Source organism: Desulfolutivibrio sp. (assembly GCF_036584575.1).
Lineage (GTDB): Bacteria > Desulfobacterota > Desulfovibrionia > Desulfovibrionales > Desulfovibrionaceae > Desulfolutivibrio.
In genome coordinates this window covers 1-7,856 of the sequence record NZ_JAZHDB010000017.1, presented here as the reverse complement: position 1 = coordinate 7,856, position 7,856 = coordinate 1, and the positions used below count along the sequence as shown (strand labels likewise).

Annotated in this window: 8 protein-coding genes; all 8 read left to right on the top strand. The window is 63.1% G+C overall.

What is annotated here, in order from left to right:
* Nucleotides 1-2,351: isoleucine--tRNA ligase (ileS, locus tag V3572_RS01415; RefSeq protein ID WP_332109186.1), on the top strand; the 2,351-nt coding region annotated here is incomplete at its 5' end.
* Nucleotides 2,352-2,376: 25 nt separating this feature from the next.
* Complete coding sequence (gene lspA / locus V3572_RS01410) at nucleotides 2,377-2,868, top strand: signal peptidase II (RefSeq protein ID WP_332109185.1); 492 nt, start codon at nucleotides 2,377-2,379, stop codon at nucleotides 2,866-2,868.
* Nucleotides 2,869-3,030: 162 nt separating this feature from the next.
* Nucleotides 3,031-3,261 carry a PLD nuclease N-terminal domain-containing protein gene (locus V3572_RS01405; RefSeq protein ID WP_332109184.1) on the top strand — a complete coding sequence of 77 codons (231 nt, stop codon included), beginning with the start codon at nucleotides 3,031-3,033 and terminating at the stop codon, nucleotides 3,259-3,261.
* On the top strand, nucleotides 3,258-4,244 hold the full coding sequence (gene ybgF / locus V3572_RS01400) for a tol-pal system protein YbgF (RefSeq protein ID WP_332109183.1): 987 nt from the start codon (nucleotides 3,258-3,260) through the stop codon (nucleotides 4,242-4,244). The genes V3572_RS01405 and ybgF overlap by 4 nt, the downstream gene beginning before the upstream one ends.
* Nucleotides 4,245-4,275: 31 nt before the next feature.
* Complete coding sequence (locus tag V3572_RS01395) at nucleotides 4,276-4,713, top strand: NIL domain-containing protein (RefSeq protein WP_332109182.1); 438 nt, start codon at nucleotides 4,276-4,278, stop codon at nucleotides 4,711-4,713.
* A 76-nt stretch (nucleotides 4,714-4,789) separates the two neighbouring features.
* Nucleotides 4,790-5,323 (top strand): PilZ domain-containing protein, encoded by a 534-nt coding sequence (locus V3572_RS01390; RefSeq protein ID WP_332109181.1) that lies wholly within the window; start codon nucleotides 4,790-4,792, stop codon nucleotides 5,321-5,323.
* A gap of 14 nt (nucleotides 5,324-5,337) precedes the next feature.
* A complete protein-coding gene (locus V3572_RS01385; protein WP_332109180.1) occupies nucleotides 5,338-6,075 on the top strand; it encodes a protein phosphatase CheZ in 738 nt (245 codons plus the stop codon).
* Between the two features lie 333 nt (nucleotides 6,076-6,408).
* Nucleotides 6,409-7,542, top strand: coding sequence for a flagellin (locus V3572_RS01380; RefSeq protein WP_332109179.1), 1,134 nt, complete (start codon nucleotides 6,409-6,411; stop codon nucleotides 7,540-7,542).
* Nucleotides 7,543-7,856 lie beyond the last annotated feature (314 nt).

Here is a 7,856-nt window from a genome sequence, read left to right as displayed (position 1 = left end):
ACGAGTCGGCCACGGCCAAGGTGCTGTGCGAATTCGTGGAAAGCGGCTCCGTGGTGCGCGGCAAAAAGCCCATCCACTGGTGCATTTCCTGCAAAACCGCCCTGGCCGAGGCCGAGGTGGAATACGCCGACGAAAAATCACCCTCGGTCTTCGTGCGCTTCCCCCTGACCGACCCCAAGGCTGCGGCCGTCCTGCCCGGGGCCGATCCGGCGGACACCTACGCCGTCATCTGGACCACCACCCCCTGGACCCTGCCGGACAACATGGCCGTGGCCGTGCATCCGGACTTCGACTACGTGCTGGCGGCCGCCCCAGGCGGCCGCTATCTGGTGGCCAAGGAACTGCTGCCCGGCTTGGCCAAGCGTTTCGGCTGGGAGACCTTCGAGATTTTGGCCGAGGTCCAGGGCGCGGCCCTGGAAGGGCTCATCGCCCGCCATCCCTTTTACGACCGGCCCTCGCCCCTGGTGCTCGGCGACCACGTCACCCTGGAGGCCGGCACGGGCCTGGTGCACACCGCCCCGGGCCACGGCCGCGAGGACTACGACGTGGGCGTGCGCTACGGCCTGGACATCCTCTCGCCCATGGACGACTCGGGCCGGTTCCTGGACTCGGTGGAATTTTTCCGGGGCAAGGACGTGTTCGAGGCCAACCCCCTGGTCATCGAAAAGCTCAAGGAGGTCGGGCATCTTTTGGCCGAGTCCGGCATCTCCCACTCCTATCCCCACTGCTGGCGCTGCAAAAAGCCCGTGATCTTCCGGGCCACCACCCAGTGGTTCGTGTCCATGGAGAAAAACGACCTGCGGAAAAAGGCCCTGGCCGCCATTGAAAACGACGTGGAATGGATTCCGGCCTGGGGCAAGGAGCGCATCCACAACATGATCTCCGGCCGCCCGGACTGGTGCATTTCCCGCCAGCGCAACTGGGGCGTGCCCATCATCGCCCTTTTGTGCGCCTCCTGCGACGCGGCCTACAACGACCCGGCCTGGATGACCGCCGTGGCCGAGAAGTTCGCCAACCACCCCCACGGCTGCGACTACTGGTTCGAGGCCCCCCTGGAGGACATCGTGCCCAAGGGGCTCGCCTGCCCCCACTGCGGCGGAACCCACTGGGTGAAGGAGGACGACATCCTGGACGTGTGGTTCGACTCCGGCACAAGCTTCGCCGCCGTGGTGGAGCAGCGCCCCGAATGCCGCTTCCCGGCGGACATGTACCTGGAAGGCTCGGACCAGCACCGGGGCTGGTTCCACAGTTCGCTTCTGGCCTCCATCGGGGCCCGGGGCGTGGCCCCCTACCGCTCCGTCCTGACCCACGGCTACGTGGTGGACGGCGAGGGCCGCAAGATGTCCAAGTCCGTGGGCAACGTCATCTCCCCCCAGGAGATCATCGACAAGCACGGCGCGGAAATTCTGCGCATCTGGACCTCGGCGGTGGACTACCGCGACGACATCCGCATCTCCGACGAGATCGTAAACCGCATCGTCGAGGCCTACCGCCGCATCCGCAACACCTGCCGGTTCATCCTGGGCAACCTGGGCGGCTTCGCCCCGGTGGACGCCGTGACTCCGGACGACATGCTGCCCCTGGACCGCTTCGCCCTGGATTCGGTCATCCGCGAGCACGACCGGATGTGCGCCGCCTACGAAAAATTCGAATTCCACAAGGTCTTCCACGGCCTGCACAACCTGTGCATCACGGACCTAAGCGCCTTCTACCTGGACATCATCAAGGACCGGCTCTACGTCTCCGGGGAAAAAAGCCTGGAACGCCGCTCGGCCCAGACCGCCTTGTGGACCATCCTGACCCTGATGGTGCGGGACATGGCCCCCATCCTGTCGTTCACCGCCGAGGAGGTCTTCGGGCACACCCCGCTTACGCTTCGCGGCGACGCCGCCACGGTGTTTCTGGCGGATGAGCCGGACCTCGCCCCCTGGCGTCTGTCCGAGTCCGCCCGGGCCCGCTTCGAAGGCGTAGTGGCGCTTCGGGGCGAGATCACCAAGGCCATCGAGCCCAGGCGCAAGGCCGGGGAGATCGGCCATTCCCTGGAGACCAGGGTGGAGGTCTTTTTGCCTGGCGCCCTGGGCGACGAACTTGGCGATCTGTCCGGCATCGATCTGCGCGAAATCTGCATCGTCTCCCAGGTGATCGTGACCCGGGCGGAGACAGCCGCCATCCCGGACGACGCCTGGCGCAGCGAGGACATCCCCGGGCTTTGCGTCGCCGTGGCCAAGGCCGAGGGCGGCAAGTGCGCCCGGTGCTGGATCGTGAGCGGGGAGCTGGGAAGTGATCCGAACCATCCGGAAATCTGTCCCCGGTGCGCTGCGGTTCTGCATCACTGCCAAGCCGCCTCCTGATTCACGGACGGCAAAAAGGAGCCGCATGAAACGAAGCTACAAACTGGCCGGACTCATCACCCTGGTCGTGGTGGCCCTGGATCAGGCCACCAAGGCCTGGATTCTGGCCAACATCATCCTCTATACCACCCATCCGGTCATTCCGGATTTCTTCAACATCGTGCATGTCTTAAACAAGGGCGCGGCCTTCGGATTTTTGAACCGCTCGGACATCACCTGGCAGACGTACCTGTTCTTCGCCACCACGGCCATGGCCGTGGTGCTCATCCTGCATCTTTTGCGCGCCGCCCTGGAAGAGGACACCACCCTCATCTGCGGCCTGGGACTGATCCTGGGCGGGGCCATCGGCAACCTCATCGACCGCATCCGGTTCGGCGAGGTGGTGGATTTTCTGGATTTTCACTATGGCGATCTGCACTGGCCGGCCTTCAACGTGGCCGACATCGCCATCACCCTGGGTTCCGTGGCCCTCATGGCGGCCTTCCTGCGCGCCCGCAAGGCCCCTCCCGAGGAGTGAGCCCGGGGTTTGCCTTACGCCCCGGCAGCGGATACCATAGGGACCGGCCGCGTCGCGCGGCCCCTCGGGACACGGCGCTGCGGCACGCCCCGGGAAGGACCGGACCCTGCGGCCCTGTGAACGAAACGCCATCTCCAAGGCCGCCTGGCCTGTGAGGAACATATGATCTGGGCTCCCCTGCCCCCCATGTCTTCAGGACAACTGGTCCTGATCTCCATTTTGGCCTTTTTGCCCATCGTGTTGAACCTGTGGGCCATCTGGCACAGCTTTACGCGCGAGTTCCCCACCCCGGCCGAAAAAATGGCCTGGTTCGGGGCGGCCGTGTTCATTCCCGTGCTGGGCGGCCTGGCCTATCTGCTGTTCGGCAGGAAAAGAGGAAAAAAACCGCTATGAACACCACCGCGTCCCGTCTCGCCACGATGGCCGCCGTCATCGTGACGCTTCTGGCCCTGTGCTCCTGCGCCTCGAAAAAGGCCGATCCGTCGGCCCCCGCGCCCCTGGACACCCCGGCCGACATGTGGGCCGAGATGGAAAACCTCAAGTCCGAGATGCGCGGCTTAAACGCCAAGGTCGAGGAGCTCAGCTACCAGGCCAAGTCCCGTGAAGGGGCCTCCGGCGCGGAAATGTCCGGCCGCGTGGCCCGGCTGGAATCCCAGGTGACCCAGATGGCCTCCCAACTGGCCATCGATATTGACGGCGCAGGCCCCACGGCCTCCGGCCCGGCGGCCATGGTCGGCGCGCCCGCCGCGCCGTATTCCGCCCAGACCGGCTACCCGGCCCAAGCCGCCTACCCGACCCAGACCGGCTACCCGGCCCAAGCCGCCTATCCGGGACAGGCCGCCGCCCCCGCAGCAGGCCAGCACGCACCGTCCTATGGCGTGGAGCAGGGGGACGGGGATTACGAGGACGTCCCGGCGCCACGCCAGTCGCCTTACGCCCAGGCCCCGGCCGCGCCTGTCGCGCAATCGCTCGCCCAACCGGGCGCGCCGGTGCTCAATCCGCCCAAGGATCCGGCCGACGCCCTGTACACCCAGGCCCTTCAGGCCTTCAACGCCAAGCAGTATCGCGAGGCGCTGTCCATGTGGACGGAGTTCACCAAGAACTTCTCCAAAAGCCCCCTGGTCCCCAACACCTATTTCTGGATCGGGGAGTGCAATTACCAGGTCGGCGACTACGCCAACGCCGTGTTGTCCTATCAGGAAGTCATCGACAAATTCCCCAAAAGCAACAAATATCCCGACGCCCTCTTCAAGCGCGGCGCCTCCTTCGTCAAGTTGAACAACAAGCAGGCCGCCAAGATCTCCTTCCAGGAGCTCATCACCAAATATCCCAATTCCCCGCTGGCCCAGCGCGCCAAGGCCATGATGCCCAAATAGGCGCGCACTACGCCAAAGGAAGCGACATCACATGGAATCCGACACGAAATACAAGAAAATCGTCTACCTGACCTTCCCCCCGGACGTTTCCAACAAGCCCGTGGTGTGCAACCTCACCCGGCTGTACGACCTGTGCTTCAACATCCTCAAGGCCCAGATCACCCCGCGCCAGGACGGCCAGATGACCATTGAAATCTTTGGGGATCCCCAGGCCTTCGAGCACGGCATGGCCTACCTCAAAGAGCACAACGTCAAGGTCCACCCCATCACCCAGAAAATCTCCCGCGACGAGCAGACATGCATCCACTGCGGCATGTGTACGGCGCTTTGCCCCACCAAGGCCCTGGCCGTGGACACCACGACAAGGCTTGTGGTCTTTGACCCGGACAAGTGTTCGGCCTGCGGCATCTGCACCAACGTCTGTCCGGTCAAGGCCATGGACGTGTTTCCGGAAAACGGACACAACTGACGTCGTTCCCGGCTTCCCGACTTCCCATGTCGCCGCTTTGGCGGCGACCATCCTCCGCCACGCGAGGCGCACGGCCATGTACGACACGGAAAAACGGACCTATCTGCGGATTCCCACCCGCATCAGCGGGCATGGACGGCTCCTATGCGACCCCTCCGAACAACCCGTCTTCCGAGACGCCCCCCTGGCCGGACTCACCGGCCCCGGGGCCTTTGACGCCCGCGACGCCTCCATCCCGGAAAGCCTCTACACCCTGCTCTCCAGCTTAAACGCCAAGCTGGATATCCTCATCGGCATGCTCGGCAAGGATCAGATGGCCGCCGACTTTCCCGTGGTTCTGTCCGTCGTGGAGATCAGCGGCGCCGGGTTGCGGTTCTCCGCCTCCGCCGTCCTGCCCATGGACGCCGACATGGAGGTGGTGCTCATGCTCTCCCAGTTCCCCCTGCGCATGGCCGGGGCCATGGGCAAGATCATCCGCGCCGAGGACTGCGACGGCAAGACCATCTATGCCCTCGATTTCACGCGCATCAGGGAGCGCGACCTGGAGACCATCGTACAGTTCGTCTTTCAAAGCCAGCGAGACGAAATCCGCGGAAAAAAATGGGACTAACGGAGCGCCACGACATGATCAAGGAAACGGATTTCGTCGAACGCCTGATGGACAAGGTCATCGCCGACGTGGCCACGAGCCTCAAAGAAACCATCGTCGCCACCGTTGAACAGCAAATCACCAAGACCCTCTCCCGCTCCCTGGTGGAAAGCGAATTCTATCGCCGCATAAGCGACGAGATGCGCGCCGGACTCCAGGAAATCTACAAGGAAATCAATTCCGCCGCCAAATCCGGTTCGGACCCGGTGCAACCTGCCGACAGCCGCCAGGCCGACAAGCTCTTTCATGAGGCCGCCGCCCAGCTCGACCAGATCCTGCAAACCACCGAAAAGGCCACCGTCGAAATCATGGACATCGTGGAAAAACACCTCGATCTCCAGGCGACCTCGAACCAGATCCTGCACAGCCTCAAAAGCGGCGGCGTCAGCAAGGAACACCTCCAACAACTGCGCGACCAAAGCGACCTGCTCAACCAGGATCTCATCAGCATCATGACCAGCTTAAGCTTCCAGGATCTCACCGGGCAGCGCATCAAACGCATCATCGAAGCCATCAAAAAGGTCGAACAGATCGTCCTCGACCTCTACCTGTCCACCGGCCTCAAGATCAAAGCCCGCGAGGAAGCCCCTGAAAAAGACATCGAACAACTCGATGTCGAGGCCAAACAAAAGGTCACGGAACTCAAAGGCCCCCAGTCCGGCGTCGCCCAAGAAAGCGTGGACGACCTCCTGGCCCAACTCGGGCTGGAATAACAAGAATACCGATACCGGGGCTGCCGCCCCGCACCCCGCCCGGGGGGAATCATTCCCCCCGGCCCCCCGTCATCCCCCGGCGGGGCGGACTGCTGCGCAGTTCCGTCCCGCCGGGGGAAAACGCATCGTCCAGGATGACCGGCCTCCGTCCCTGAATCCAGCGTGGTTCATTCATCTTGTGCATCCATTTTCCCGGGTGTTGGCAGAAAATTGCACAAAATATTCGGCCTGACCTATTTAATTGCACATAATTTCCGATAGGAACAGCAAGGCTCATGCACCGGATGAAGGCATGGGGAAGGCAGAAACAATCATAAGTCAAAGGATTGACCTATGTCCTTGGTTATCAACCACAATCTGATGGCCCAAAACGCCACCCGCAACCTGAGCACCGCCTACGGCGCGCTGGCCACCTCCACCCGCCGCCTGTCCTCGGGGCTGCGCATCTCCACCGCCGCCGACGACGCCGCCGGGCTGGCCGTGCGCGAACTCATGCGCGCCGACATCGCGGCCCTCAACCAGGGTGTGCGCAACGCCAACGACGCCATCTCGCTCATCCAGACCGCCGACGGCGCGCTCGGCGTCATCGACGAAAAGCTCATCCGCATGAAGGAGCTGGCCGAACAGGCCGCCACCGGCACCTATACCTCCGATCAAAGAATCATCATCGATTCCGAATACCAGGCCATGGCCTCGGAAATCACCCGCATCGCCAACGCCACGGACTTCAACGGCATCTATCTCTTAAACGGCAACCTGTCTTCCAGCACCCACGACGGCACGTCCATGGCGTCCACAGGCAAGCTCAAGGTCCACTTCGGCACCGCCAACGACTCCGCCGAGGATTACTATTACATCCAAATTGGGACGTGCACGGCCAGCGCGTTGGGATTTGGAGGCGGAGGGCAAACAACTTCGCAATACATATCAAACAACAATTTGACGAGTACCGGGATAACTCAGCAGTTAAGCAACTGGTCTGTCATACCCGCTTCAGTGATGTCTCAATTCGACACCAGTCAAAACGTCACCGTATATGTTAATGCTTCTGGAACCACTCAATATCTATTCCCTGTGGATCGTAACGGAAACACTCATATAATACAATTAGACGCCGGCGGGGGCTACATATCGGAGTCCTCCATGACAAGCTCGGACTCCTCTACTTCTTCCATCTCCACCCAGCAACTGGCCCAGCAGGCGCTGATCACCGTCAAAAACGCCATCATTTCCAAGGACAAGATTCGCGCCAACCTCGGGGCCTTGCAGAACCGTCTGGAGAACACCATCTCCAATCTGCAAATCCAGGCCGAAAACCTCCAGGCCGCCGAATCCCGCATCTCCGACGTGGACGTGGCCACGGAGATGACCGAGTTCGTGCGCCAGCAGATCCTCACCCAGGCCGCCGTGGCCATGCTCTCCCAGGCCAACTCGCTGCCGCGCATGGCCCTGCAGCTTATGGGATAAACCGGGGCTGCCGCCCCGGACCCCACGCATTCCCCCGGGGCTGCCGCCCCGGACCCCGCCCGGGGGGAATCATTCCCCCCGGACCCCTTGGCATCCGTCGGCGGATTGCCCGGCGCTTCGCGCCTGACAATCCGCCGACGGGAAACCATGGGCTACGGCGCGATGTTTCACCCGGCCAGGCCACGGCCAGAGGCGTAAGCGTCACGCCCCCCGAAACCATGCGGCCCCGTGCCAGGCGCTCTTGCGCCTGGCACGGGGCCGCACGTTACGGGGTGCAGGGGGGTTACCCCCCTGCCGGGGGTGTGGGGGCAGCG